27 protein-coding genes are annotated in these 24458 nt (G+C 62.1%); 12 read left to right on the forward strand and 15 right to left on the reverse strand.

The window, feature by feature from the left end; translation table 11 throughout:
• Positions 1-139: 139 nt before the first annotated feature.
• On the reverse strand, positions 140-1006 hold the full coding sequence (locus tag RDM88_RS03465; RefSeq protein ID WP_308753262.1) for a radical SAM protein: 867 nt from the start codon (positions 1004-1006) through the stop codon (positions 140-142).
• Positions 1003-1782, reverse strand: coding sequence for an HAD family hydrolase (locus tag RDM88_RS03470; protein WP_308753264.1), 780 nt, complete (start codon positions 1780-1782; stop codon positions 1003-1005). Before RDM88_RS03470 ends, RDM88_RS03465 begins: the two co-directional genes overlap by 4 nt.
• Before the next feature lie 180 nt (positions 1783-1962).
• On the opposite strand from RDM88_RS03470, the gene RDM88_RS03475 reads away from it, so the two are divergent.
• The 5 genes from RDM88_RS03475 to RDM88_RS03495 all read left to right on the forward strand — a co-directional run bounded on the left by RDM88_RS03475 (position 1963) and on the right by RDM88_RS03495 (position 5625).
• Positions 1963-2475 (forward strand): sigma-70 family RNA polymerase sigma factor, encoded by a 513-nt coding sequence (locus RDM88_RS03475; protein WP_308753266.1) that lies wholly within the window; start codon positions 1963-1965, stop codon positions 2473-2475.
• Complete coding sequence (locus RDM88_RS03480; protein WP_308753268.1) at positions 2472-2945, forward strand: hypothetical protein; 474 nt, start codon at positions 2472-2474, stop codon at positions 2943-2945. The genes RDM88_RS03475 and RDM88_RS03480 overlap by 4 nt, the downstream gene beginning before the upstream one ends.
• Positions 2932-3495 (forward strand): hypothetical protein, encoded by a 564-nt coding sequence (locus RDM88_RS03485; protein ID WP_308753270.1) that lies wholly within the window; start codon positions 2932-2934, stop codon positions 3493-3495. Before RDM88_RS03480 ends, RDM88_RS03485 begins: the two co-directional genes overlap by 14 nt.
• Positions 3488-4660, forward strand: a complete 1173-nt coding sequence (locus RDM88_RS03490; RefSeq protein ID WP_308753272.1) for a hypothetical protein — start codon at positions 3488-3490, stop codon at positions 4658-4660. Before RDM88_RS03485 ends, RDM88_RS03490 begins: the two co-directional genes overlap by 8 nt.
• 86 nt (positions 4661-4746) lie before the next feature.
• Positions 4747-5625 carry a glycosyltransferase family 8 protein gene (locus RDM88_RS03495; RefSeq protein ID WP_308753274.1) on the forward strand — a complete coding sequence of 293 codons (879 nt, stop codon included), beginning with the start codon at positions 4747-4749 and terminating at the stop codon, positions 5623-5625.
• Between the two features lie 39 nt (positions 5626-5664).
• On the opposite strand, the gene RDM88_RS03500 is transcribed toward RDM88_RS03495, so the two are convergent.
• Together RDM88_RS03500 and RDM88_RS03505 are read right to left on the reverse strand one after the other, a co-directional pair.
• Complete coding sequence (locus RDM88_RS03500; RefSeq protein ID WP_308753276.1) at positions 5665-6081, reverse strand: hypothetical protein; 417 nt, start codon at positions 6079-6081, stop codon at positions 5665-5667.
• A 75-nt stretch (positions 6082-6156) separates the two neighbouring features.
• Entirely contained in the window at positions 6157-6789 is a 633-nt protein-coding gene (locus RDM88_RS03505) for a glycerol-3-phosphate acyltransferase (protein WP_308753277.1), read from the reverse strand.
• 135 nt (positions 6790-6924) lie between these two features.
• Between RDM88_RS03505 and RDM88_RS03510 the strand changes: the two genes are divergently transcribed.
• Positions 6925-7827: a PHP domain-containing protein gene (locus tag RDM88_RS03510; protein WP_308753279.1), complete on the forward strand. Its 903-nt coding sequence runs from the start codon at positions 6925-6927 to the stop codon at positions 7825-7827.
• The gene (locus RDM88_RS03515) at positions 7824-8870 is read left to right on the forward strand and encodes an ROK family protein (protein WP_308753281.1); all 1047 of its coding nucleotides are present in this window, start codon (positions 7824-7826) and stop codon (positions 8868-8870) included. The genes RDM88_RS03510 and RDM88_RS03515 overlap by 4 nt, the downstream gene beginning before the upstream one ends.
• Positions 8871-9028: 158 nt before the next feature.
• Here the strand turns inward: RDM88_RS03515 and RDM88_RS03520 are convergent, their stop codons facing one another.
• Positions 9029-10963: an alpha/beta fold hydrolase gene (locus RDM88_RS03520; RefSeq protein WP_308753283.1), complete on the reverse strand. Its 1935-nt coding sequence runs from the start codon at positions 10961-10963 to the stop codon at positions 9029-9031.
• A gap of 293 nt (positions 10964-11256) precedes the next feature.
• Here RDM88_RS03520 and RDM88_RS03525 point away from each other — a divergent pair, with 293 nt between their 5' ends.
• From RDM88_RS03525 to glpK, 5 genes are all read left to right on the forward strand, one after another.
• Positions 11257-11826 carry a glycerol-3-phosphate responsive antiterminator gene (locus RDM88_RS03525; protein ID WP_308753285.1) on the forward strand — a complete coding sequence of 190 codons (570 nt, stop codon included), beginning with the start codon at positions 11257-11259 and terminating at the stop codon, positions 11824-11826.
• A gap of 188 nt (positions 11827-12014) precedes the next feature.
• Positions 12015-13463: an NAD(P)/FAD-dependent oxidoreductase gene (locus RDM88_RS03530; RefSeq protein WP_308753287.1), complete on the forward strand. Its 1449-nt coding sequence runs from the start codon at positions 12015-12017 to the stop codon at positions 13461-13463.
• The gene (locus RDM88_RS03535; RefSeq protein WP_308753289.1) at positions 13456-14712 is read left to right on the forward strand and encodes an FAD-dependent oxidoreductase; all 1257 of its coding nucleotides are present in this window, start codon (positions 13456-13458) and stop codon (positions 14710-14712) included. The genes RDM88_RS03530 and RDM88_RS03535 overlap by 8 nt, the downstream gene beginning before the upstream one ends.
• Entirely contained in the window at positions 14709-15053 is a 345-nt protein-coding gene (locus RDM88_RS03540) for a DUF1667 domain-containing protein (protein ID WP_308753291.1), read from the forward strand. The genes RDM88_RS03535 and RDM88_RS03540 overlap by 4 nt, the downstream gene beginning before the upstream one ends.
• A 14-nt stretch (positions 15054-15067) precedes the next feature.
• Complete coding sequence (glpK, locus tag RDM88_RS03545) at positions 15068-16555, forward strand: glycerol kinase GlpK (protein WP_308753292.1); 1488 nt, start codon at positions 15068-15070, stop codon at positions 16553-16555.
• A gap of 56 nt (positions 16556-16611) precedes the next feature.
• Here glpK and RDM88_RS03550 read toward each other — a convergent pair whose 3' ends face one another.
• The 10 genes from RDM88_RS03550 to efp all read right to left on the reverse strand — a co-directional run bounded on the left by RDM88_RS03550 (position 16612) and on the right by efp (position 24373).
• Positions 16612-17421, reverse strand: coding sequence for an RnfABCDGE type electron transport complex subunit B (locus RDM88_RS03550; RefSeq protein WP_308753294.1), 810 nt, complete (start codon positions 17419-17421; stop codon positions 16612-16614).
• 14 nt (positions 17422-17435) lie between these two features.
• A complete protein-coding gene (locus tag RDM88_RS03555; protein ID WP_308753295.1) occupies positions 17436-18032 on the reverse strand; it encodes an electron transport complex protein RnfA in 597 nt (198 codons plus the stop codon).
• Positions 18029-18745, reverse strand: a complete 717-nt coding sequence (locus tag RDM88_RS03560) for an electron transport complex subunit E (RefSeq protein WP_308753297.1) — start codon at positions 18743-18745, stop codon at positions 18029-18031. The genes RDM88_RS03555 and RDM88_RS03560 overlap by 4 nt, the downstream gene beginning before the upstream one ends.
• Positions 18746-19261 carry an RnfABCDGE type electron transport complex subunit G gene (locus RDM88_RS03565; RefSeq protein WP_308753299.1) on the reverse strand — a complete coding sequence of 172 codons (516 nt, stop codon included), beginning with the start codon at positions 19259-19261 and terminating at the stop codon, positions 18746-18748.
• A gap of 12 nt (positions 19262-19273) precedes the next feature.
• Entirely contained in the window at positions 19274-20203 is a 930-nt protein-coding gene (locus tag RDM88_RS03570; RefSeq protein ID WP_308753333.1) for an RnfABCDGE type electron transport complex subunit D, read from the reverse strand.
• Between the two features lie 71 nt (positions 20204-20274).
• Positions 20275-21588 carry an electron transport complex subunit RsxC gene (gene rsxC / locus RDM88_RS03575; RefSeq protein WP_308753301.1) on the reverse strand — a complete coding sequence of 438 codons (1314 nt, stop codon included), beginning with the start codon at positions 21586-21588 and terminating at the stop codon, positions 20275-20277.
• 76 nt (positions 21589-21664) lie between these two features.
• Complete coding sequence (locus tag RDM88_RS03580; protein ID WP_308753303.1) at positions 21665-22171, reverse strand: Gx transporter family protein; 507 nt, start codon at positions 22169-22171, stop codon at positions 21665-21667.
• A complete protein-coding gene (locus RDM88_RS03585) occupies positions 22168-23199 on the reverse strand; it encodes an FAD:protein FMN transferase (RefSeq protein WP_308753309.1) in 1032 nt (343 codons plus the stop codon). The genes RDM88_RS03580 and RDM88_RS03585 overlap by 4 nt, the downstream gene beginning before the upstream one ends.
• Positions 23200-23328: 129 nt before the next feature.
• Complete coding sequence (locus RDM88_RS03590) at positions 23329-23766, reverse strand: CD1247 N-terminal domain-containing protein (protein WP_308753314.1); 438 nt, start codon at positions 23764-23766, stop codon at positions 23329-23331.
• A gap of 49 nt (positions 23767-23815) precedes the next feature.
• Positions 23816-24373, reverse strand: coding sequence for an elongation factor P (efp, locus tag RDM88_RS03595; protein ID WP_308753316.1), 558 nt, complete (start codon positions 24371-24373; stop codon positions 23816-23818).
• Between the last annotated feature and the right edge of the window lie 85 nt (positions 24374-24458).

The raw sequence follows: 24458 nt of genomic DNA on the forward strand, positions 1-24458 counted from the left end.
CGGCGCGCCCTCCCGGGCGAGCCGCCGGGCCTCGATGTTCGTCGAGCCGAGCTCTTCGTAATAGGATACGGGCGGCGTATGGCCGGCGGGCAGACACCGCCGGACCGCTTCCGCTGAAAATTCCATTACAATCCTCCTGTCAAAAGCGGCGCGCGTAGCCGCAGCGCCTGCAAAGTTCCTCCACGGCCTCGCGCCGGGAAAACCCGTCCGCAACCGCTCGGGCGCGGGGGGACGCGAGAATCTCCCCGAGCGGCCGCTCAAAGGCGTTGCCCAGCGCGATCGTCCCCTCGCTGTCGAGGCAGCAGGGCACCACCGTCCCGTCCGCGAGGATGCCGAAATGGTCCCGCATCCCGAGGCAGGACACACGGCCATCCCCGGCGGGCAGGGCCATATCCGGCCAGTCGAAGGCCGGCGCGGTTACAAGGTGCAGCTTCTCCGCGAGCTTGCGGTCGCAGACCCCGTCCGGCGGCTCCCCCACGGGGATGCCGAATTCCCGTTCGACCGCGCGGCAGACCAGCCCGTTCAGGCGTCGCGCGCCGCCGCCGTTCCAGAGGCGCAGCTCACAGATGATCCCCGCCTCCCGCGCCCGCCGCACGACCGGCAGCACCCGTGAGAGATAGTCTCCGAGCGGCGGGCCGTCCCCGTTGGCCTCGAAGCTGTGGAGCGAAACGGAGAGCTTCCGCAGCGCGGGCGCCGACAAGAGGATATCCTTTACATCCTCCAGCAGCGTCCCGTTCGTCGTGAGGTTGGCCCGCAGGCCCTCTTCCCCGCAGATTTCGAGGATGCGCCCGAGCGCGGGATGCAGGAGCGGCTCCCCCATCAGGTGCAGGCAGACATAATCGGTGTGGGGCTTGACGGCGCGCGCGAGCAGCGCAAATTCCTCCGGGGACAGAAAGCGCGGGGCGCGCCGCGTTCCGGGGCAGAAGGCGCAGTTCAGGTTGCAGACGTTGGTGATTTCGATGTAGGCGCGGCGGTAGGGCTTTTCCGCGTCCCGGCTGCCGCTCACAGGATGAACCTCTCCACAATCTCGGCGACCGCGTCCTCCAGATGGGTGCGCTCAGTCACATAGTCGGCCTGCGCGCGCACCTCCTCCGGCGCGTTGCGCACCGCGACGCCCACCCCCGCGCCCCGAATCAGCTCAAGATCATTATAATAGTTGCCCGCCGCCACGATATTTTCCCGCGCGATCCCCTCGCGCGCGGCGACATAAGCCGTGCCGCGCCATTTGTTGACCCCCTGCGGCATCACGTCCATCGAGGTGGCGTTGGTCACCGCGCAGGTGAGCCGCAGTCCCTCCCGCTCGATGAAGTCCCGCACCGGACCGTAGTTTTCGCTCACGACGAAGCCGTCGAGCGTCTCAAAGGGCAGGTCGCCCGCGCCGCGGTAGACGACCGGCGTGCCCTCAAATTCCTCCTGCTGCCGGAGCACCCCCGGCGTGATGCGGTTTACTCCCCAGTAATCGCCCGAGATGAGGTGGAGGATGGCGGAATCGTGCGCGAGGCAGAAGTCGATAAGCCGCAGCATGTCCGAACGCTCCACCAGCGTGGTGTAGAGCTGCTCCATGCCCGGCGCGGCCACCACCGTGCCGCCGTTATTGAGGACGAAATAGTCGGCCAGTCCGCACAGGTGGGAGATCGGCTCCACCGATTTCCGCCCCGTTACAAAGCAGACGGCCGTTCCCGCCTCCTTTGCGGCAAGCAGGGCGCGCCGGTTCGCCTCCGAAAGCTCGGTGCGCACCCCGAAGGTCGTGCCGTCCAGATCGAGCGCCAGCATCTTCCGCATGAAAATCCCCCCTGTCCTGCCAATCATACCACAGCGGGCGCGGCGGGTCAATTTGGCAGAAGGGGCGCGCGGATTTTCCAATCGACAAAAATGTAAAAAACGTGTATGCTGTTTGAAGACAAACGCCGCGCAGCATCGTTTGATGGGTGTAAGGCAATTGAGGTGGTGAGGCAGAACCGGATGACAAACGAAAAATTTCAGGAAATGGTGGAACAGTACGAAAAGCTGGTCTTTACCATCTGTTACCAGCTCGTGCGCGACTACCACGAGGCGCAGAACCTCGCGCAGGACGCCTTTGTCTCCGCATACGCCCACATCGACACCGTTACGGAGGACAATTTGAAGGCCTGGCTCGCGCGCATCGCCACCAACAAGGCCAAGGACTACCTCAAGAGCGCTTACAACCGGCGCGTCTGCCTTTCCGAGGACATGAGCGAAATGGACCTCGTCCGCGCCGAAAATTCTCCCGAACGGCTGTACATAACCGACGAGGGAACCGGCGTGATCCGGCAGGCGATCCTCAACCTCAAAGAGCCTTACCAAAAGGTTTCGGTGCTCTTCTTCCTCGAGGAAAAAACCATCGAGGAGATCGCCGAAACCCTGCGCCGGCCGAAAAAGACGGTGCAGACGCAGCTCTACCGGGCGCGAAGCAAGCTCCAGGAACTACTTGTAAAGGAGGGGGTGCAACGATGAAAGAACTGTTTGACCAAAACGGACACCTGACGGACGACGCGTTCGGCGCATTGCTGCGCGACGAGCCGCTCGACGAGATGGAACGGCTGGAAATTTCCGAGCACCTCTCCTTCTGCGACCGCTGTGTAGAGCGGTACGCCGCCCTTCTAGACGGCTCCGCGCTGCTCTCTCCCCCCGAGCCGGTCGCGCCGCCGGTCTTCCGGCGCATCCGCGAACGGGCCCGCAAGATCTTTGTCAACAAATACGCGACGGCGGCCGCCGCGGCCTGCTTTGCGATCATGTTCTGGAACATCGGCCTTTTCAACGTCGACGTCCAGAACGACCACGGCAAAATCCTTGACGCGCTGGCAAACGGCGCGGCGAGCTTCAGCGAACGGACGACGCAATTTACCGACAACCTGTCGGAAACACTGGATAAAATTCTCCACAGTTTGAAAATTGAGAGGGGTTCCCAACATGAAAAAGAATAGCTTCTTCACCTTCTGCTTCGCCTTTATCCCCGGCGCGGGTGAAATGTACCTGGGGATGATGAAAAAAGGGCTCGCGGTCATGTGCGCCTTCTGGGGCGTCTTCGCCGCCGCCTGGTTTTTCCAGTTTGAGTTTCTCTACTGGCTCCAGCCGATCGTCTGGTGTTATTCCTTCTTTGACACCTTCAACATCCGGCAGCTCTCCTGGGAGGAGCGCCTTGAGCAGGACCGCGCCTTTTCCCTGCGGATCGACGGGTCCGTCTTCAACGGCCTGCGCCCCCTGCTGGAAAAGCGCCACGTCCTCATCGGCGGCGGGCTGATCTTCATCGGCGGCTGGGCGATTTTCTCGAGCTTCGTCTCCCCGCTGATCTACTACTTTGCGGAAACGATGGGGTATGAAAGCTGGTACCTCCGCAACATCCTCAACCGCATCCCGTCGGTCGTCGTCGCGGTCGCGATCATCTTCTTCGGCATCCACCTCGTCAAGGGCAAAAAACGCCCTGTGCAGCCGGAGGAAGAATTTGTCGAGTACAGGGGGGATTCCAATGAGTAACGAAGAACGCATCGAGTCCCGGGAAATCCCCGAGGAGGAGTCCGCGCGGGGCGGCGCCCCGAAAACGGATTCCCCCGCGCCGGAACCCTCCCGCAGGCGGGAGGAGCCGGTCCGCCGGGTGGGGACCATGACGATGGGCTTCGCGCTCATCGTCACCGGCATCGTGGCGCTGGCCGCAATGTTCAGGCCCTCCCTCGACCTGGTCTTCGTCTTTAAGCTCTCCCCTCTCATCTTTGTGTTTCTCGGCGTCGAAATTCTCTACAACTACTTCGCCCACAAGGGTCAGAAGCTCAAATACGACCTGCTCAGCGGCTTCGTCTGCTTTGTGCTCATCATCGCGGGCGGTTGTCTCGCCGCCGTGCCCGCCGCCTGGAACTACTTCGGCCCGCCCGCCATGCAGGTGCGGGACGACTTCCACATCCAGCTCCGTGGGCGGATCTCCGAAACCCTGGTCGACGAACGGGACCTGATCGGGCAGATGTACGTGAATGCCGAGCTCCCCTACTACAGGCAGTACACACCGGACATGAGCTACGACGAGCTTGCCGGGGACGCGCGCGTCTACCTGCACCTCAACCTGAACGGCCCCTACCGCGATAAAGAGTCCTTTGCAAAGGACTGCCGGAAAATCCTCTCGAAGCTGGACCCCCTGGGCCTCGACATCCGTAATCTCACGATCCGCTGCGACGGCGAGGAGGCCGATTTCGGCCTCGATCTCTACGACCGGTACCAGCTCAACATGGACCTGGACGAGCTGGCGCGCCGGGTGGAGGCGGATTGGCACGAGGAGGACGAGGAAGCGTCAGAATGGGACGCCCTTCCCGATGAGGACGCCTTCTCTCCGCTGGGTCTGAGTGCCGGCGAGGGCTTCACCGACGAGTGGCCCGACCGCATCGTCTACACGGCCGACGGCATGACCGCACACAGCTACTATTTCGATCTGCCCATTTCCGACCCCACGACGGCACAGGTCGACGTCTCGACCGAAAGCGGCACGCTGGACATGCGGATCACCGGCCCGGACGGCACGATCTGTTTCGAAGGCTATGACCTCTCCGAGGAGAGCGGAAGCCAGACCTTCGCGCTTCCCGTGTCCGGCGCCTACCAGGTCAGGCTGACCGCAGACGAGTTCCGCGGAGGCTTCACCATCCAGAATCTCGGCTGATGGAAATCGTTCATAATCCCCGTATTGCGAAGAAGCGATACGGGGATTATAATATTTTCATCCTTATTTGATTTCGGAGGCAGCCGATGAACATCGTCGTTTCACTCAACGCCAACTATCTGCGGCCGCTCTGCGTGATGCTGCGCAGCCTGCTCGACGCGAATCCCGGGGAGGACGCGGACGTCTACGTCCTGCACGCCTCCCTCTCCCCGGAGGCGTTTTCCTTTGCCCGTTCCGTCCTCCCCGACGGGCGGCTCCGCCTCTTCGACGTGCGCGTCCCGGAGGACTTCATGGCGGACGCGCCGGTGCTCTTCCATTTTCCCAAGGAGATGTATTACCGCATCTTTTCGGCGCGCCTGCTGCCCGGGACCCTCGGGCGCGCCCTCTACCTCGACCCGGACATGATCGTCAACCGCCCGCTCGCCCCGCTTTACGGAATGGAGCTGGGGGAAAACTACTTCGCGGCCGCGCGGTCGATCAATCCCGTCTCGCAGGTGGAGTACAAGCTGCGCCTCGATATGCCGGAGGAGAGCGAATACTTCAATTCCGGGGTGTTGCTCATGAACCTGGACGCGCTGCGCGCCGGTCAGGACTGCGATGAGGTGACGGAGTTCATCCGCACCCACCGGGAAAAGCTCATCCTCCCCGATCAGGACGTGCTCAACGCGCTCTACCACGACCGTACCGTCCTGCTCGACCCGCGCGTCTACAACTTCGACGCGCGTTATTTCAACACCGTCAAGGTGGCGACCCTCGGCAAGGTCGACCTCAAATGGGTGCGGGAGAACACCGCCGTCATCCACTACTGCGGCAAGGGCAAGCCGTGGCATGAGCACTATCTCGGCGAGCTGGGCGTCTTCTACCGGGAGGCGGCCGCAAAGGTATTTCCCGGGGAGGCCGCCAGAAAGTCGCCGCTGGAAAAGCTGCGCGACCTCGGCGCGTCCCGCGGGCCCGAAGAAGGCTGAAGAAGGCCGCCGTGCGCTGCACGGCGGCCTTCTTTTTCGTCAGGTGGTCTCGATTCTCCGGCCGCTCCCGCCCTGGCAGAGCCGTTCGCGCAGGGCGCGGCTCAGCGGGAGCACCGGGATGCAGAGCAAAAACCAGAGCGCGCTGTACAGGGGGCAGATCTGCCCCAGCAGATTGCCCCGGCGGCGGGAATAGTCCCAGACGCCGAGCCGGCATCCCCTGTTGATGATGCATCCGGCGACGAACTCCACCGCAGTGAGCACCAGGCTGCCCGCCGCGCATTTTTGCAGCGTCGACCGCCCCGCCATGCGCAGGTCGGTCAGGTAGAGCAGCAAAAAGCCGACGCCCCCGGTCAGCGCCATCGTCCAGTGGGTAAAGCCCCGCCAGAGCACTTCGATCGCGCTGTAGCCCACCGAGCCGACCGTGCAGACGGCGGCGTATTCCTTGAGTTTTTCCATCCGCGTTCACCCCGCATTAGGGTGCGCGGATTCCGCGCCGATATACGAAGGAGCGCCGGTCCCGGCGCTCCTTTCTCAGTGAAAAAATTTTCGCTTCATAAAGGTTTTCAGCCGCGCCGCCAACGAGGTCCGGCGTTCCGTCCCCGCGCGCATCCGGGCAAAGTTTCCGCCGTGCCGCAGCAGCATGATCCCGCCGATCACGGCGGTCACGGCAGCCGCCTCCCGCCCCAGGCCGAAAAGCGCCGTCAAGAGCGGAAGGCTCACCGCAATCGCAGCGGAACCCACAGCGAGATAGCCCGTCGCCAGCACTGCCGCAGCGCCGAGCAGATAGCTCGCGACTCCGACGGGGGGCGAAAAAAGAATCGACGCCGCGGCGGCAACCGCCACGCCCTTACCGCCGCGAAAGCCGTTCCACACCGGCCAGCAATGTCCGATCACCGCGCCGAGCCCGGCGTAGAGCACCGCCGTCCGCCCCATCCCGGGGAAGAGCCACAGCCGACAGAGGGCGCAGGCCGCCGCCGTCTTGAGGATATCCCCCGCGAGCACGATGAACCCGCTTCTCGCCCCAAGCCGGGAGGAGACGTTTGCCATACCGGGATTGCCGAACCCCTCCGCGCGCCGCCCGCCCGTCCGGCAGAAGATGAGCAGGTCGGCGGTCAGAACGGATCCGAAAAGATATCCGGCCAGCACACACCAGAGACGTTCCATGCCATCCCCTCCTTTCCCTGATTATAGACCATCCACCGGGAATTTACACCCCCCTATTGACATTTGGTCCCTGATGTCCTATAGTTAAATTATAATCTTTTAAAAGTATCTGTCTAAAGTATTGGAGGCAATCCTATGAGCTGGCTCGACCTGCATCTCCACTCCTCCTTCAGCGACGACGGGGAGTTTCCTCCGGAGGAACTGGCGCTCCTCTGCCGGCGGGCGGGAATCCGCGTCGCCGCGCTGGCGGACCACAACACGACGCGGGGCGTCCCCGCGATGCTCGAAGCCGGGCGTGCGCTGGGCGTCGAGGTCGTCCCCGCGGTCGAGCTCGACTGTACCCATAAGGGCGTCGACCTGCACCTGCTCGGCTACTGGATCGATCCCGCCCATCCCGGTTTCGCGCGGGCCGAAAAATCGGTCCTCTCGCAGGAGCAGTCCGCCGCCGAGCGGCGGATCGAACTGGTTCGCGCCTGTGGGATCGCTTTGGATCGGACGGCTGTGATGGCGCTTTCCGAAAACGGCGCCGTCACCGGCGAGATGCTCGCGGAGGTCGCGCTCGCCATGCCGGAAAACGTGGATAACCCCCTTCTCTCCCCCTATCGGCCGGGCGGGGCGCGCTCCGACAACCCCTATGTCAACTTCTACTGGGATTTCTGTGCGCAGGGAAAGCCCGCCTACATCCCCATCCGCTTCCCCTCCCTCACGGAGGCGGTCGCGCTGGTGCGCGAAGCGGGCGGACTTCCGGTGCTCGCCCACCCAGGCAACAACATCCATGAGGATACCGCCCTGCTGCAAAGCATCGTGCGCTGCGGCGTAGCGGGACTCGAGGCCTACAGCAGCTACCATACCCCCGCGCAGACCGGCTTCTATCTCCGGCAGGCGGATGCGCTCGGCCTCGCGGTCAGCTGCGGCAGCGACTTCCACGGTAAAATCAAGCCCGCTATCCGGCTGGGTTCGGCCGGGTCCGGCGGGCGGGAAGAAGCTCTGCTTGGGGAACTGCGCAAAAAGCATTGCAGTCTGGAGGAAGCGGGATGACCGGAGTGACCGGAAAGCCGGAACTGATGAAGCGGATGAACACCACCCTGCTCTACCGGACGCTGATCCGCCTGGGCTCGGCGACGCGGGCGGAGGTGGCCGGCGAGACGAACCTCAGCGCGACCACCATCCGCAACCTCTTTGAGGAGCTCGAAGCGGGCGGCGAGATCGTCGCGGGCGCGCTCGACCGGTCGAGCGGCGGGCGGCGGGCCCAGCGGTACGCCCTCAATTCGTCGCGTAATCTGACGCTCGCGCTCTACTGCGCCGGTGGGCGGATCGACTACCGGATCACCGGCCTGACCGGGGAAGTCGTTGTGGACAGCTTCACACCCCTCGAGGGCAGTGATACGGCGGAGGCGGTGCTCCGCCTGATCGCGGACTGCCGTTCCCGCTGGGACGTCCGCGCAATCGGACTCGGCGTGCCCGGCATTGTGGAAAACGGGCGCGCCTATATCGGCAGCGAACTGGATACCCTGGTCCCGAACGATCTAGGGGCGCGGGTGCGTTCCGCCTTCCCCTTTCCGCTCGTGCTGGAAAACGACCTCAACGCAACCGCCCTCGGCTATATGAACCGTTACCACCGGGAACACCCCTCGTGTACTCCCGGGGGCTTCAATATGGCCTACATCCATTTTGACCGGGAGAGCGCGGGCGCGGGCGTCATCGCCAATGGGCAGGTCGTCCACGGCGCAAAGCAGTTCGCCGGGGAGCTCGGGTTCCTGCCGATGGGATGCGGACAGACCCTCAACGACCTGCTTCCCCGCGTTTCCTCCCGGGAGGACTGCCTCGACGTTGTCTCCCGCGTCGTCTCCATTGTCAACTGTGTCACCAACCCTGAGCTCGTCGTTGTCGGCGGGAGCCTGTTCGACGCGGCATGGCTCCGGTACGCGCTCGACCGGCTGAACACCCAGCCGGGGCTTTCCAGCCCGCTCCGTCCGCTCCTGCTCTACTGCCCCGATTGCCGGGAGGACTATCTCGCAGGACTCACCGCCCTGACGCTCGAGGAGCTGGTATTGCGTCTGCCGCTGGCGGCATCCTCCTGACGGAACAGGATTCTTTGCAGTTCGCCCGCAGCGGTTCCGACAGAAAACAAGCGTACGGTTTCCCGTACGCTTGTTTCTCTATATCGCGTCAATATTTCGTGCACGATCGCCGCCAGATCATGGGAAGTCACCATACAAGCTTCCCGTGGTCGGCACAATTATCTCAGCGGCAGAAAAGTGGCGGTGTTGGCAACGCCCATCATAACGATAATCATTGTATTGACCATCGCGCCCAACCAGACCTTTCCGGTAGCTTTGAAGAGATACCGGCTGATATATGCAGCCACAAACAGCTGGACGATCAGCGGAACGATAACCAGCGGACGCAGCCAGTCGGCCTGCCAATGAGGAACGCCGGTCATGAACACCGTCCCATACTGGATAACGTTTAAAATGATCACGCCCAGAGAATTTCCGAGCCCGCAGATCAGCAGGTTGAACCACTCCTTCTGCCCTTCCACACGGTTGGCACTGTTGACGGCGATCGAGTTCGCCGCATAGAAGATGAAAAACAGCGGCCAGTACTGCAGCGCCACATACAGCTTATCTGCCGTAAACGCCCGGATATCTAACGTCCAAATTCGAAAATCCGTATGGAAGAAGTAGTCAGAGAACATGACCGTCGCGTAGAATCCAATAAAAATGCAGACTGCAAGCGCCAACGTTTTAAGGAACTCGCGCAGGCTGGTCTTGATTCCCCACATCTCGGAAGACACGCCGTTATTGCGGCCTCTGACCCGGTAGGTAAGCCAGAAGAGCAGCAGCCCCACGAGCCCGTTGAAGACGGCCCACAGCAAGATAAAGTTGGTGGTTGGCTGCGGGAACCAGCTGCTGACCTCACGGTTCGTTGTCGCAGGGAAAATATACTGGTCCAGCTTACCGATGGGAATAAAGGAAAGCCAGGAAATAACCCAGCTGAGAATCCAGCTGCCCCAGAAAAAGAGCTTGCTCTTCCGGTCGGAAAGCGCGGGGAGCTTCGCCGGGACAGGTGTCTTGAGAGAAGCAAAAGCAGGGACTTTCAGCAACAGGGTCGCCAGCGGGACAATCAGCATGAAGGCGGCTATAAGGCCCAGCAGGTTGAACAGCTCCTTCATGAGCCAGAGCTGGTTGGCCGAGGGGATGGGATTTTCCATCTGAAATGCTGCGGTAAAGAAATCCGTCATGTGTCGTGAGCTCTGAACGGAAAAATGCTGCCACGGATGGATTTCTTTCGGATTGTAGACGACGCGCAACGTTCCATTGGAAGGATCTCCGTACATCTTTCCAATTTCTACGACGGAGTCCAGCTTCTGGCCCTCCGGCAGGACCGAATTGATAATATACATTGCCTCCGGCGCATTGTGCAAATCTCCATTTCCATTGACGCACCGGTATGCGCCTTCATCGAAAAAGCCAAAGTTTGAACCGAAGTTGCACTGAATCTCCTGCATGGACTCCTCGGTGGAAGCACGAATCTGCGAGACTGGAAAAGCCGCGGCGACCTTATTGACCGCGTCGGCGGCCGCCTGCTCGGCGGGGGTGATATCCGCGCCGCCGTCTGAAGAGGGATCCCGGGCGGCTGCAATGGCCTCGTTATACAGGCGGCCATAATAGCGCGCGGTGTTCCACGTATTGCTGCCGCCCATCGAATGTCCTGTAACACCGATTTTCGTATTGTCCACATAGTCAAGACTGGTATAGGCAAATTCCACCAGGGGGATCATCCCCATGCCCTCGACAATGGTTGTGTCGTTATATCCATAGTTTGAGGGGCTGGAATCGCCATGGAAATAGGCGTCCATGGCGATGACGGCAATTCCCCGCCGGGAGAGCTCGATGGCCGTGATATCCTGCATCTGGTTGTTGTTGAGATAGCCGTGGCTGGTGATGACGAGCGGCACCTTATTCTCGGCCGAAGCAGCTTTGGGACGGAATAGATTTCCCGAAACCCACTTCCCATTGTCGGTCGGGATTTTGATTTTTGTGACTTCCACATTCCCAAAATCAGTTTGCAGCAGGGAAGCCCCAATGCAGCTGATCAGCACAAGTGCCAAACTGATGCACAGGAGCCGTATGGCCCAATTCTTTTTCATACCGCCGGACTGCTCTGTCATTTCTTTTCCTCCTCTAGCAGGTTTATTTATTCCAGTGGGGCCCTCCCCATTCAGGACAAATTAAAACGGCATGACAAACACATGGTGTTCATCATGCCGCAACTCTTAAACTCTGCGCCATATCTATTTTCCGCCTTTATTCTACAAGAAGACAAACGGCTTGTCAAGAAAATTTTTGAAAAACTTATAATTCCTCTCTATTATTTTTAAAAAATTTGTAAAAACCACACACAAGTTGCGGATTGACAAGAAATCTCTTTTCCGTTATCCTTTGTGTGAAAAGAGGCGGTATTATGTGCGGGAAAGAGTTTCTTGAACTGCTGATGGAAAATCCGGTAGTGGCGGCAGTAAAAAATGACGATGGCCTGGATCAATGCCTGTGCAGCGAATGCAGGGTCGTATTCGTTCTCTACGGAACGGTGCTTACCATTGGAGAAATTGTAAACCGGCTCAAAGAAGCGGGAAAAACCGTGCTGGTCCACGTGGACCTGATCGACGGCTTGGCAATCCGGGACGCGGCGGTGGACTTTATTGCCCGGACGACCCGTACGGACGGCGTGCTTTCCACCAAAGCATCCCTAATCCGCCACGCCAAACTGCTGGGGCTTTTAACGGTGCAGCGGTTTTTCCTTCTCGATTCCATCGCACTTTACAACATCGAAAAGCAGATGCCGCTGGAAGACGCCGACGCCATGGAGATTCTTCCGGGCGTAATGCCTAAAATTATCCGTAAGCTCACCCTTGCAACGAACAAGCCGATTATTTCAGGCGGTCTGATCTCCGACAAGGAGGACATTATAAACGCGTTGGAGGCGGGCGCTCTGGCCATCTCTTCCACCCGCAAGGATATCTGGTTCATGTAGCCTCAAAAATAAATGCGGCAACCCGCTTGATTTCCAAAGTCCACTGTGTTAAAATAAAGCCGAAAAGAGAATCCGGAATCGTTTGAGAGTATGAGAGCGAAACAAGGACTGCCCACCCGGGCTGTTGTTGTTTTGCTCTTTTTGCTTGCAGTTTTCACATGTTATATGAACGGATAGAGGAGGTTCCCATGTTTGATGTAGCAATCATCGGCTGCGGCATCGTCGGCGCCGCAGCGGCCTACGAGCTCTCGAAGTACCGGCTGTCGGTCGCGGTGCTCGAAAAGGAAAACGACGTGTCGGACGGCACCACCAAGGCGAACAGCGCCATCCTTCACGCCGGATATGATCCGCGCCCCGGCACCCTGATGGCGGCGCTCAACGTCGAAGGAGTCCGGCTGGCAAAAGAACTCTGCCAAAAGCTCGACGTCCCCTATCGCGCCTGCGGCTCGCTCGTGCTCGCCTTTTCGGAGGCGGAGCGGGAAACGCTGCAAACGCTCTATGGGCAGGGACTTAAAAACGGCGTGCCCGGCGTGGAGTTGCTCGATTTTCAGGCGCTGCACACGCTCGAACCCAACGTGAGCCCGCAGGCCGTCGGCGCACTGCACGCGCCGGGCGCGGCGATCGTAAGCCCGTGGGAATACGCGCTCGCGCTCATTGAAACCGCCGTCCGTAACGGCGTGGAGCTCTTTCTGGAGAGCCCCGTCACCGCCATCCGCCCGCTTGAGGGCGGCGGATATCTGCTCAAGACGCCGGGCGGCGTCCACAGGGCGCGGTACGTCCTCAACGCGGCGGGGGTGCACGCGGACGAGGTGCACAACCTGATCGCGGCTCCCTCCTTCCGCATCATTCCCGACCGCGGCGAATATTACCTGCTCGACAAGAGCGAGGGGGGCCGCGTAAACCATGTGATCTTCCAGTGCCCCACTGCGGCGGGCAAGGGCACCCTCGTCTCGCCGACCGTGCACGGCAACCTGATCGTCGGGCCGAACAACGAACCGCCCGCCGACGGCGACGACACCGCCACCACCCGTGCGGGGCTTTCCCATGTGGCGGAGATGGCGCGCAAATCGGTGCCGTCGGTCGACCTGCGCGCCTCCATCCGCAATTTCTCGGGGGTGCGCGCCGCTGCGGATACCGACGACTTCATCATCGCGGAGGCGCAGGACGCGCCCGGCTTCATCGATCTGGCCGGCATCAAATCCCCCGGCCTTTCGGCCGCGCCGGCGATCGCGGGGATGGCGGCCGGCCTTCTGCGGGACCTCGGCCTCCCCCTTGAGGAGAAAACGGATTTCATCGACACGCGCAGGCGCGTCCGCTTCAAGGAGCTCTCCCCCGCCGAAAAGGCGGACCTCGTCCGGGAAAACCCCGCCTATGGCCGGGTGATCTGCCGGTGCGAGACGATCACCGAGGGGGAAATCCTTGACGCGATCCACTCCCCCATTCCGCCGCGCACCGTCGACGCGGTCAAGCGGCGCTGCAACCCCGGCATGGGGCGGTGCCAGGGGGGCTTCTGCGGGCCGCGCGTCGTCGAGCTGCTCTCCCGTGAGCTCGGCCTCGACCCGACGGAAGTTTTGCAGGACCGCGCCGGCACCGTCATCCTGACGGGAGAAACGAAAGGAGGGCCCCGCCATGTATGATCTGATTGTCGTCGGAGGCGGCCCCGCGGGGCTCGCCGCCGCCTGCGCCGCCTATGAGGCGGGGCTGAGCCGCATCCTCATCCTCGAGCGCGACAAGGAGCTCGGCGGCATCCTCAACCAGTGCATCCACAATGGTTTCGGGCTCCACCGCTTCAAGGAGGAACTCACCGGGCCCGAATACGCGGACCGGTTCATCAAAATGCTCTCCGACACTTCGGTGGAGGTGCGGCTCGATACGATGGTGCTCGACCTCACGCCCGAACGCGAGCTCCACGCCGTCAGTAAAACGGAGGGCTACCAGATTCTCAGGGGGCGGGCCATTGTGCTGGCGATGGGCTGCCGCGAACGCACCCGCGGCGCGATTTCCATCCCCGGTTCCCGTCCTGCGGGCATCTTTACGGCGGGCGCGGCCCAGCGGTATGTCAATATGGAGGGCTACATGCCCGGCAGGCGTGTCGTCATCCTCGGCTCGGGCGACATCGGCCTCATTATGGCGCGCCGCATGACGCTGGAAGGGGCCAAAGTGCTCGCCTGCGTCGAGGTCATGCCCTATTCGGGCGGCCTCAACCGGAACATCGTCCAATGCCTGCACGACTACGGCATCCCCCTCTATCTCTCCCACACGATCACCGACATCCAGGGGCGGGACCGGGTGGAAAAAGTCGTTGTCTCCAAGGTGGACGAACGGCGCGTCCCCATCCCCGGCACCGAGATGGTTTTCGACTGCGACACGGTGCTTCTCTCGGTCGGGCTGATCCCCGAAAATGAGCTCACCCGTCAGGCGGGCATCGTCATCGACCCGCGCACGAACGGCGCGGTCGTCTATGAGAATATGGAGACCTCCCTGCCCGGGGTCTTCGCCTGCGGCAACGTCGTGCATGTGCACGACCTCGTGGACTTCGTCTCCGCCGAGAGCGAACGGGCGGGCAGGGCCGCCGCAAAATTTGCGCTCGGCGCAGTATCTTCCCCGGAGGACGCGCTGGAACTCAAAAACGGGGACGGCGTCACCTACACCGTCCCGCAGAAAATCCGCGCCGGGCGGGTGGAAACGGGCGCCGACGTCTTTTTCCGGGTCAACCGGGTGTGCGGGCAAAGCCTTATCCGCGTCACCTCCGGCGGAGAGCAGATTGCGCGCTTTTCCCGCGAGCATCTCGCCCCCGGCGAAATGGAACATATCCTGCTCCCCCGCAAGCTGCTTGAACGCGCGTCCGGGAGCCTGGAAATCTCGGTCGAGGAGGCGAAAGCATGACGGAACTCACCTGTATCGTCTGCCCGAAGGGATGCCGCCTGCATGTGGACGAGGAAAACGGCTTCCGGGTCACCGGGCAGGGCTGTCCACGCGGCGAGGAATATGGTAGAATGGAACTGACCAATCCGACGAGGGTGATCACCTCGACGGTACGCATCGAGGGGGCGGCGCACCGCCGCTGTCCGGTCCGGACCGACGGCCCCATCCCGAAGCGCCTCATCTTCGAGGCGATGAAGGCCCTTGACGAGGTCACCCTCCGCGCGCCCGTCCATACCGGGCAGGTGGTCGTGGAAAATGTGTGCGGGACGGGCGTGCGCTTCATCGCCACGCGCGACCTGTGAGAGGAGAGGCAAAAATGGGAAACTATGTGCTGGCGCTTGACCAGGGCACGACGAGCTCGCGGGCGATCCTCTTCGACCGGGAGCAGAACATCGTCGGCATGGCGCAGAAGGAGTTCACGCAGTTTTATCCGAAGGAGGGCTGGGTCGAGCACGACCCGATGGAGATCTACTCCTCCCAGTACGCGGTGATGATGGAGGTTATCGCCCAGAGCGGCGTGGACGCCCGGGAGATCTCCGCCATCGGCATCACCAACCAGCGGGAGACGACCATCCTGTGGGACAGGGCCACCGGCCGCCCGATCTACAACGCGATCGTCTGGCAGTGCCGCCGCACGGCCGGCATCATCGACGATTTGGCGGCGCGGGGGCTCTCCGGCTACATCCGGGAGGCCACCGGTCTGGTGCCCGACGCCTATTTCTCGGGCACCAAGATCAAATGGATTCTCGACCACGTCGAGGGCGCGCGGGAACGCGCCGGGCGGGGGGAAATCCTCTTCGGCACGGTGGACAGCTGGCTTATCTGGAAGCTGACCAAGGGCGCGGTGCATGTCACCGACTACACCAACGCCTCCCGCACGATGATCTACAACATCAAATCCCTCGACTGGGATCAGAAGCTGCTCGACGCGCTCGACATTCCCCGCGCCATGCTCCCCGAGGTGCGCGGGTGCAGTGAAATCTACGGCTATGCCGCGGTCCAGGGGGTGCAGATTCCGATCGCGGGCATCGCGGGCGACCAGCAGGCCGCGCTTTTCGGCCAGTGCTGCTTTGCGCCCGGCGAGGCCAAGAACACCTACGGCACCGGCTGCTTCCTGCTCATGAACACGGGCGAAACGCCCTGCGTCAGCAAAAACGGCCTGCTCACCACGATCGCCATCGGCCTGAACGGGAAGGTACAGTACGCGCTTGAGGGCAGCGTCTTCGTGGGCGGCGCGGTCATCCAGTGGATCCGCGACGAGATGCGCTTCATCAACGAGAGCCGCGACGCCGAATACTACGCGCAGAAGGTGCCCGACACCGGCGGGGTCTACCTCGTCCCCGCCTTCACCGGGCTGGGAGCGCCCCACTGGGATATGTACGCGCGCGGCTGCATCGTTGGCATCACCCGCGGCACCAAGCGGGAACATATCATCCGCGCGGCGCAGGAGTCGATCGCCTACCAGAGCTGCGACCTCGTGAAAGCGATGGAGCGGGACACCGGTATCGAGCTCACCGAGCTCAACGTCGACGGCGGTGCCTCCCGCGACCGCTTCCTCATGCAGTTCCAGGCGGACATCCTCGGCAGGCGGGTCCGCCGCCCGATGATCCGCGAGACGACCGCGCTCGGCGCGGCCTACCTGGCGGGACTCGCCACCGGCGTGTGGACGGACCTGGCCGAAATCAAAAAGCTATGGAGCTGCGACGTCTACTTTGACCCCGACATGGAGGAGGCCACCCGCCAGAAGCTGCTCAGCGGCTGGGAAAAGGCCGTCGGCCGCAGCCTCGACTGGGCCGAACACTGAACCCATACATAAAAAGGCCGCCGCGTTCGATGAACGCGGCGGCCTTTTCCGTTTTCTTATTCGCTGACGATGGCCTCGCAGCGGGAGGCGCAGGTGACGATCGCGCCCGTCGGGCAGGCGGTCACGCAGGCGCCGCAGCTGGTGCACTTGCGCGGATCGATCGACGCGAGGTTGTCGGTGACGGTGATCGCGCCGTTCTCACAGGTCTTTTCGCATTTCTTGCAGCCAATGCAGCCGTTCTTGCACACCTTGCGGGTGAACGCGCCCTTGTCGTGCGACGAGCAGCCGACATAGACGGTGCTCGTAGCCGGGATGACCGCGATCAGGTGGTTGGGGCAGGCCTTGGCGCACATGCCGCAGCCCACGCAGACCGCCTTGTCGATGACGGCGATGCCGTCCACGATCGAGATCGCACCGTATTGGCAGACCGCGATGCAGTCGCCGTAGCCGAGGCAGCCGTGGGAACAGCTCCCCTTGCCCTGGTAGAAGAAGTTGCAGGCCGCGCAGCTCTGCTTGCCCTCATAGTCCATGATGCTGTCGGTGGCGTAGCAGTTGCCCGAGCAGCGCACGACGGCGTACTGCTCCTCCACATCCTCGAAGGCGACGCCCATCGCCTCGCTGAGCTTGTGGCCGACCGCGTCGCCGCCCGGCACGCAGAGGTTGGTTTTGGCGCCGTCGTGCGCGACCGCCTTGGCGTAGTCGTCGCAGCCGGCGTAACCGCACGCGCCGCAGTTCGCGCCCGGAAGCTCGGCGCGCACCTTATCGAACAGTTCGTCCGCGGGCAGCGCCATCACCTTTGCGGCGACGACGAGGATGATCGCGGACAGCAGCCCGATCCCGCCGACGATGATTACCGGATATAGCATAGAGCCCACCCCCCTTATTTGAACAGGCCGTCGACGATGCCGCTGAAGCCCATAAAGCTCACCGAGCAAATCGCCGCCGCGACCAGTGTGATCGGGATTCCCTGGAACGCCTTGGGCGTGCTGCCGGACGCCGCGTCCACACGGGAACGCACGCCCGAGAAGAGCACCATGGCGAGCAGGAAGCCCAGGCCGGAGCCGACCGCGTTGACCAGCGACTGGCCGAAGGTATACCCCTCGTCGAGGTTGAGGATGGTGACGCCGAGCACGGCGCAGTTGGTCGTGATGAGCGGCAGGTAGATGCCCAGCGCTTTATGGAGCGCGGGAAGATACTTTTTGAGCGCGATCTCGACAAACTGCACGAGCGCCGCGATGATCAGGATAAAGACGATCGTCTGTAAGTAGGAGAGTCCCTTCGGCACGAGGATGTAGGTGTAGATCGGCCAGGTGACCGCCGTGGCGAGCGCCATGACGAATATGACCGCGACGCTCATGCCGAACGCGGAGTCGAGCTTTTTGCTGACGCCGAGGAAGGGGCAGATGCCCAGGAACTTCGCAAGCACGTAGTTGTTGACGAGCACGGCGCCGACCAAAATAATCAGATATTCCTTCATTCGTCAGCACCTCCTTTCCGAACCGCCGCGCAGGCGGCCGCGGACGGGCAGCCTGCGCAGCCGAACTCCTTCTTTTTAATCGCCTTGCCATGGGTCAGGTGGTTGACCAGCGCGATGAGCGCGCCGAAGACGAGGAAGCCGCCCGGCGCGAGCAGGAAGACGATGATCGGGTTGTCCCAGTGCAGCGAGATGCCGTTCTGGATGCCGAGCCATTCGGCGCCCGACATCCAGGTGCCGTTGCCGAGGATTTCGCGGATGGAGCCCATCGCGAAGAGCGCCAGCGTAAAGCCGATGCCCATGCCTACGCCGTCGCAGGCGGAGGCGAGAACGGTGTTTTTGTTGGCGAACATCTCGGCGCGGCCGAGGATGATACAGTTGACCACGATGAGCGGCAGATAGACGCCCAGCGCCTTGTCGAGATCGGGCGCGTACGCCTTGACGATGAACTGCACGAGGGTGACAAAGCTCGCGATGACCACGATGTAGCAGGGGATGCGCACCTTGTCGGGGATGATGTTTTTGAGCAGCGAGATGACGATGTTGGAGCAGATGAGGACCACCGTCGCCGCGATACCCATGCCGATGCCGTTGACCGCCATCGTCGTGACGGCGAGCGTCGGGCAGGTGCCGAGGATGAGAACCAGGGTCGGGTTCTCCTTGATGATGCCGTTCGTCAGGACCCTCCAGTTGCCGGGTTTGTTCGGATTGCTCATTTAAGCGCCCTCCCCTACTGCTTCATACGCCTGATAGGCGGTGTCGACACACCGGAAAAATGCGTTGGAGGAGATCGTCGCGCCCGTGACGGCGTCGACGCCCTCAAGGTTTTTGTCCTTGCCCGGGAACTGGCCGGTGAAGGCGTCCGCCCCCGTCTTGGAGCCGAGTCCCGGCGTCTCGGAGTTGTCGAGCAGCTTCACGCCGGTGATCCTGCCGTCGTTGCCGATGCCGACCATGACGTTATACGCGCCGCCGAAGCCCTTGTCCTTGACCTTGAAGGCGTAGCCGTTGCCGCTGTCGTCCTTCGCGGCGATGAGGACGTTCTCCAGACCCGACGCGGGCAGCTCGGTGAAGGTGGTGGAGCCGGGGACCACCGCCTGCATGGCGGCGTCGGAGGCGTCCTTCTCCGCCTGCGCGATGAGCGGGGCAGTCTTGTCGTAGGTGAGCCCCAGCAGCGCGGAGGCCACGACGCAGATCACGGTCAGTACGACGACCGGTTTCAAAAGTTCTTTCATCATTGCGCCCCCTTACTGTTTTTTCTGCTCAAAGACAGCGCCGAACGGTTTTGTGATCGTGAGGCTGTCGATGTGCGGGACGAGGATGTTCATCAGCAGGATGGCGAAGGACATGCCCTCCGGATAGTTGCAGAAGACGCGGATCACCATCGTGATAAAGCCGATGCCGGCTGCGAAGATCACCTTGCCCTTGGTGGTGACCGGGCTTGTGGAGTAGTCGGTCGCCATGAAGAAGGCGCCGATCATCACGCCGCCCGAAAGCACGGCGTAGAAGGGGTCCTGGCCGAAGAGCAGCGCGAAGACAAAGACGCTGCCGATCAGCGTGACGGGAATCTGCCAGCCGATGACGCCGTTCCAGATGAGGTAGAGCCCGCCCACGATGAGCGCGAGCGCGCAGGTCTCGCCGAGCGAGCCGCCGCGGTTGCCGATCAGCATGTTCCACAGCGACGGAAGCTGGTCCGTCTGCCCCGCCGCGATCAGCTTGAGCGGGGTCGCGGTCGCGACCGCGTCGATCGCGGCGTGCGGGGCGATCCAGTGGGTCATCTGGTTGCCGAACGACACGAGCAGAAAGATGCGCGCGGTCGCGGCGGGGTTGGCGAAGTTGCAGCCGATGCCGCCGAAGAGGCATTTGACCACGACGATCGCGATGAACGACCCGAAGACCGCCATCCAATAGGGCAGCGTGACGGGCACGTTGAAGGCGAGGATGACGCCGGTGACCACCGCGCTGCAGTCGCTGATCGTCACGGGCTTTTTGGTGACCTTTGCAAAGAGGTATTCAAACACCACACAGGAGACGACGCATACCGCCGTCAGCAGCAGCGCGCGGAGTCCAAAGTAGAAGACCGACATGACCAGCGCGGGCAGCAGCGCCGTCGCCACGGTCAGCATGATCTTTCGGGTATTGATATCGTCCCGGAAGTGCGGAGAGGGGGTGATCATCAGCTTTGCCTTTTCCTCCGCCGGGGCCTGGGTTTCCACTGTATTCACAGCCACAACAAATCCCTCCTATCCTATTTCTTCGCCGTCGCGGCCCGGAGCTTCTGCTTTGCCATTTTGTTGGTAAAGGTCAGGTTGCGCTTTGCCGGACAGACAAACGAACAGCAGCCGCACTCCATGCAGAGCGAAACCTTCAGCTTCTGGAGCATCGGGATGTTGTCCGATTCATAGGCCTTCTCAATCATGCGGGGCATCAGGTGGTAGGGGCAGGCCTGGATGCACCGGCCGCAGCGGATGCAGGGCTGCTCCTCATAAACCGCCGTCTGGCTCTCATCGAACGCGAGCAGGGCGTTGTTGTTCTTCAGGACGGGATATGTATCGTCGAAGACGAGCGTGCCCATCATCGGGCCGCCCATGATGAGCTTTTTGGGGGTGCATTTGTAGCCGCCGCAGAAGGCGATCACATCGGAAAAATGCGCGCCGATGGGGGCGACGACGTTTTTCGGCTCCGCAACCGCGCCGCCGTCGACCGTCAGCGTCTTGGTGACGAGCGGCATGCCGGTGCGCAGGTACTGGCCGATGAAGGCAGTGGTCGTCACGTTCTCGACGATGACGCCCACGTCCGCCGGGAGCATCCCCTCCTTGATGACGCGGCCGGTCGTCTCGTAGGCGGTGACCTTCTCCGCGCCCTTGGGGTAGATCGCCCGCAGGCTGCACACCTCGATCGACGGGTCGTCCTTCGTGAGGCGGCGCAGCATCTCGATCGCCTGGGGCTTGTTGTTCTCCACCGCAATCTTGACCTGGGTGATCCCGACGTATTTTTTGATCGCCGCGATGCCGTCGAGGATGTCCTGCGGCCGCTCGATGATCGTGCGGTAGTCGGAGGTGATGTAGGGCTCGCACTCGGCGGCGTTGACCACCAGCGTGTCGACCTCCGAGAGGTTTTTGGGGTTCATCTTGATGTGCGTCGGGAAGCCCGCGCCGCCGAGCCCCACCAGCCCGGAGGCCCGGATTGCCTTGACGAATTCCGGATGGTTCCCGATTTCGGGGGGCTTTATATCTTCATCGACCGCCTGCTCCCCGTCGGTCTGGATGATCACGACCTGGCACCGGGAGCCGGTGGCCGTCACGATCTCCTCGACCGCCGAGACCGTCCCCGAGACGCTAGAATGGATCGGCGCGCTCAAAAAAGCATCGCTGTCCCCGATCATCGTCCCGACCTTTACGGCGTCCCCCTTCTTGACCAGGGGATTGCAGGGCGGGCCCATATGCTGCGACATCGAAATACAGACTTCTTTCGGCAGCGGCATAGGGGTGCTTTCGCAATTTTCCGTGTTTTTGAAGTGCGCCACCTTGGCGCCCTTCAGTGTCTTTTGCAAAACACTCATGTTACCATTTCCTCCTCTGAGTTTTATGGTGGGGGTTGCGGTATCATCATCCGGCGTCCCGCGTCCGGGCGGGGCGTCAAAAGAAGATTCGGTTGAAATGCGGGCTCAGCAGCCGCAGGAGCAGTCCCGTGAGCGCGCCCATCGCGACGCCCCCCAGCGCGAGCACCGGGAAGTAGTAGAGCACCGCGCCGTTCAGCAGGAGCACCGCCATCAAAAGCTGCCCGGCATTGTGCATGAGCCCGCCGCAGATGCTCGTGAAAAGCTCGCTCGGCTTTTTGGGCAGCGCGCGCAGCAGCAGCATCGCCGTCACCGACGCAAGCCCTCCGGCGAAGCTCATCGCCGCGCCGACCGGCCCGCGCGTCAGCAGCACGAAAAGGCTCTTGAGCGCCGCCAGCGAGTATGCCTCCCGCCAGCCGAGACAGAAAAGGCAGTACATCGTCACGATGTTGGAAAGTCCCAGCTTGACGCCGGGAACCGGCACCATCGGGGCGAGCGACGATTCGACGAGGCTCAGCACGACCGACAGCGCGAAGAGCAGCCCCAAAAAGGCGACCCTGGACGCGCGGTATTTCATCCGTTTCATGACGGCACCTCGAAGTGATAGCTCCCGCCCGGGTCGGCGGGGGTGAACCGGTCCAAAAGGTCGTCCGAGACATAGACGTTGCGCTCCCGATCGATGACGACCAGCCCGCAGCCGAGCGTGTTGAGGTTCTCAAGGACGTAGTCCCTGCCCCTGATAAACAGCCAGGTCGACATACTGTCGGCAAGCGCCCCGTCGGGCGAGACGACCGACACGGACATCAGCCCGGTGTCGGCCGGACGGCCCGTCGCGGGGTCGAGGATGTGGTGGTAGCGCACCCCGTCCCGCTCGAAATAGCGTTCGTAGTCCCCCGAGGTCGCCATCGTCGTGTCGGACAGCGTCACCACCGCAATGTAGTCGTTCCCGCCGCCGCGCGGATCGCGTATTCCGAATTTCAGGGGCTCCCCGTCCGGCTTCGCCCCCATCGCCATGATGTTGCCGCCGATGGAAATGTAGCCCGATTCGACGCCGTGTTCCCGCGCGGCCCTGCGTGCCGCGTCGCAGGCGTAGCCCTTGGCGACGCCGCCGACGTCGACCGCCTGCCCCTCGCGGCGCAGCATGGCCGACCGGTCCGCGGGATTTAAGAGAATGTCCCGGTACCCGACGAGGGCGCGCAGCTCTTCGATGCGCGCGCCGGAGGGCACCTGCGGATGACCGGAGGTGACCCCCCATTCGGCGGTGAGCGGGGCCACGGTCACGTCGAACGCGCCGCCCGACGCCTCACCGAACTCCACGCAGCGGGAGAGCAGCCCATAGGTGTCCTCCGAGAGGGGGACGTACCCCCTCCCCGCGTTTTCATTGAGCCGCCCGACCTCCGAATCGGGCAGGTACATCGACATGCGCGACTCGATTCCCGCGAGCTCCGCCTCAATCGCGTCCTTGGCCTCCTGCGCGTTCTTCCCGTAGAGCTTGTATTCCACAATGGTATCCATGAGAAACGACGTGCCCGTCACAGGGGCCTGCCGCCCGCCGCAGCCGGCAAGCAGCAGGAGCCCGATGAAAAGCCCCGTTATCCGTATTCCCCTCGACAATGGCATAAATCCTTTCGGCTGGCATCTTTTCGGTCGAAAATCCTGCACAGATTGACAAAAAATCGTCAACAGTGAAAACACCCCGCGGGAGGCGGGGTGTCTTCCGACGGAATCCGTTCGGGATATCCTTTATTTGTCTTCGTTGCCGGACTCTTCGCTTTCTTCCCCGTCGTCCTCAAGATCGAACTCCAACAACTCGCCGCAGTTCGGGCAGGTGGTCTGCCCCTCCTCCAGCATGTCGGAATCGATGCAGACGATGTCGCCGCAGGTCGGGCAGCAGACCTCATAGATGTCGCCGTCCTCAAAGTCCTCCGCGCCGCACTCGTCGCAGTCGCACTCGTCGTCGAGGTCGTAGTAGTCCTCCTCGAGGGAGCCGAGGTCCTCGTCGATCGTCTCGACCTGCTCGGTGAGCTCGTCGAGCTCCGCCTCGAGGTCGGACACGGTGAGCGCCATATCGTCAAACGCGTCGATCAGGGCCTTGATGACCTTGCCCTCCTTGGTGCTCTCGTCAATGCCGAGGCCCTCGGCCAGGCCTTTGATATAAGCGGCCCGTTCAGTAATCGTCATGGTAACGCCTCCTTAAAAATCATATATTCCATTCATGTGGGTCGGCAGGTTACGCGCGCTCCATATACTCCCCGGTGCGGGTGTCGACCTTGATGTGGTCGCCCTCATTGATGAAGAGCGGGACGCGGATTTCGGCGCCCGTCTCGAGCGTCGCGGGCTTGGTCGCGTTGGTGGCGGTGTCGCCCTTGAAGCCCGGGTCGGTCTGGGTGACCTCAAGCTCGATGAAGAAGGGCGGCTCGACGCCGAAGACCTTGCCCTTGTAGGAGAGCACCTTGCAGTCCATGTTCTCCTTGACGAACTTGAAGTTGTCGCCCAGCACGTCCTTGGAGATCGGGATGTTCTCATAGGTCTCATTGTCCATGAAATAGTAGAGGTCGCCGTCGCTGTAGAGGTACTGCATGTCCTTCCTCTCCACATAGGCGGTCGGGAACTTATCGGTCGGGTTGAAGGTTTTCTCCGTCACCGAACCGGAAATCACGTTCCTGATCTTGGTGCGGACAAACGCCGCGCCCTTTCCGGGCTTGACATGCTGGAACTCGATGATCTGGACCACGTTGCCGTCCATCTCAAAGGTCACGCCATTTCTAAAATCGCCGGCAGAAATCATATGTTACCCTCCAAATATTCTGATACGTCTGTCTTTTTCCCGTCCAAAGCACGGTCAGATCGGTACCATCCAGATTAACACTCTA

The sequence above is a fragment of the uncultured Anaerotruncus sp. genome (genome assembly GCF_902490045.1).
Taxonomy (GTDB): Bacteria; Bacillota; Clostridia; order Oscillospirales; family Ruminococcaceae; genus Anaerotruncus.

Bases quoted from the DNA above. Each gene is read 5' to 3' on its own strand.
- RDM88_RS03530 (WP_308753287.1), top strand. From the start codon at position 12,015: ATGTTTGATGTAGCAATCATCGGCTGCGGCATCGTCGGCGCCGCAGCG.
- RDM88_RS03590 (WP_308753314.1), bottom strand. From the start codon at position 23,766: ATGACGATTACTGAACGGGCCGCTTATATCAAAGGCCTGGCCGAGGGC.
- RDM88_RS03525 (WP_308753285.1), top strand. From the start codon at position 11,257: ATGTGCGGGAAAGAGTTTCTTGAACTGCTGATGGAAAATCCGGTAGTG.
- RDM88_RS03485 (WP_308753270.1), top strand. From the start codon at position 2,932: ATGAAAAAGAATAGCTTCTTCACCTTCTGCTTCGCCTTTATCCCCGGC.
- RDM88_RS03500 (WP_308753276.1), bottom strand. From the start codon at position 6,081: ATGGAAAAACTCAAGGAATACGCCGCCGTCTGCACGGTCGGCTCGGTG.
- RDM88_RS03480 (WP_308753268.1), top strand. From the start codon at position 2,472: ATGAAAGAACTGTTTGACCAAAACGGACACCTGACGGACGACGCGTTC.
- RDM88_RS03565 (WP_308753299.1), bottom strand. From the start codon at position 19,261: ATGAAAGAACTTTTGAAACCGGTCGTCGTACTGACCGTGATCTGCGTC.
- efp (WP_308753316.1), bottom strand. From the start codon at position 24,373: ATGATTTCTGCCGGCGATTTTAGAAATGGCGTGACCTTTGAGATGGAC.
- RDM88_RS03550 (WP_308753294.1), bottom strand. From the start codon at position 17,421: ATGCTATATCCGGTAATCATCGTCGGCGGGATCGGGCTGCTGTCCGCG.
- RDM88_RS03580 (WP_308753303.1), bottom strand. From the start codon at position 22,171: ATGAAACGGATGAAATACCGCGCGTCCAGGGTCGCCTTTTTGGGGCTG.
- RDM88_RS03490 (WP_308753272.1), top strand. From the start codon at position 3,488: ATGAGTAACGAAGAACGCATCGAGTCCCGGGAAATCCCCGAGGAGGAG.
- RDM88_RS03570 (WP_308753333.1), bottom strand. From the start codon at position 20,203: ATGATCACCCCCTCTCCGCACTTCCGGGACGATATCAATACCCGAAAG.
- RDM88_RS03470 (WP_308753264.1), bottom strand. From the start codon at position 1,782: ATGCGGAAGATGCTGGCGCTCGATCTGGACGGCACGACCTTCGGGGTG.
- glpK (WP_308753292.1), top strand. From the start codon at position 15,068: ATGGGAAACTATGTGCTGGCGCTTGACCAGGGCACGACGAGCTCGCGG.
- RDM88_RS03475 (WP_308753266.1), top strand. From the start codon at position 1,963: ATGACAAACGAAAAATTTCAGGAAATGGTGGAACAGTACGAAAAGCTG.
- RDM88_RS03510 (WP_308753279.1), top strand. From the start codon at position 6,925: ATGAGCTGGCTCGACCTGCATCTCCACTCCTCCTTCAGCGACGACGGG.
- RDM88_RS03540 (WP_308753291.1), top strand. From the start codon at position 14,709: ATGACGGAACTCACCTGTATCGTCTGCCCGAAGGGATGCCGCCTGCAT.
- RDM88_RS03555 (WP_308753295.1), bottom strand. From the start codon at position 18,032: ATGAAGGAATATCTGATTATTTTGGTCGGCGCCGTGCTCGTCAACAAC.
- RDM88_RS03520 (WP_308753283.1), bottom strand. From the start codon at position 10,963: ATGACAGAGCAGTCCGGCGGTATGAAAAAGAATTGGGCCATACGGCTC.
- RDM88_RS03560 (WP_308753297.1), bottom strand. From the start codon at position 18,745: ATGAGCAATCCGAACAAACCCGGCAACTGGAGGGTCCTGACGAACGGC.
- rsxC (WP_308753301.1), bottom strand. From the start codon at position 21,588: ATGAGTGTTTTGCAAAAGACACTGAAGGGCGCCAAGGTGGCGCACTTC.
- RDM88_RS03505 (WP_308753277.1), bottom strand. From the start codon at position 6,789: ATGGAACGTCTCTGGTGTGTGCTGGCCGGATATCTTTTCGGATCCGTT.
- RDM88_RS03535 (WP_308753289.1), top strand. From the start codon at position 13,456: ATGTATGATCTGATTGTCGTCGGAGGCGGCCCCGCGGGGCTCGCCGCC.
- RDM88_RS03515 (WP_308753281.1), top strand. From the start codon at position 7,824: ATGACCGGAGTGACCGGAAAGCCGGAACTGATGAAGCGGATGAACACC.
- RDM88_RS03495 (WP_308753274.1), top strand. From the start codon at position 4,747: ATGAACATCGTCGTTTCACTCAACGCCAACTATCTGCGGCCGCTCTGC.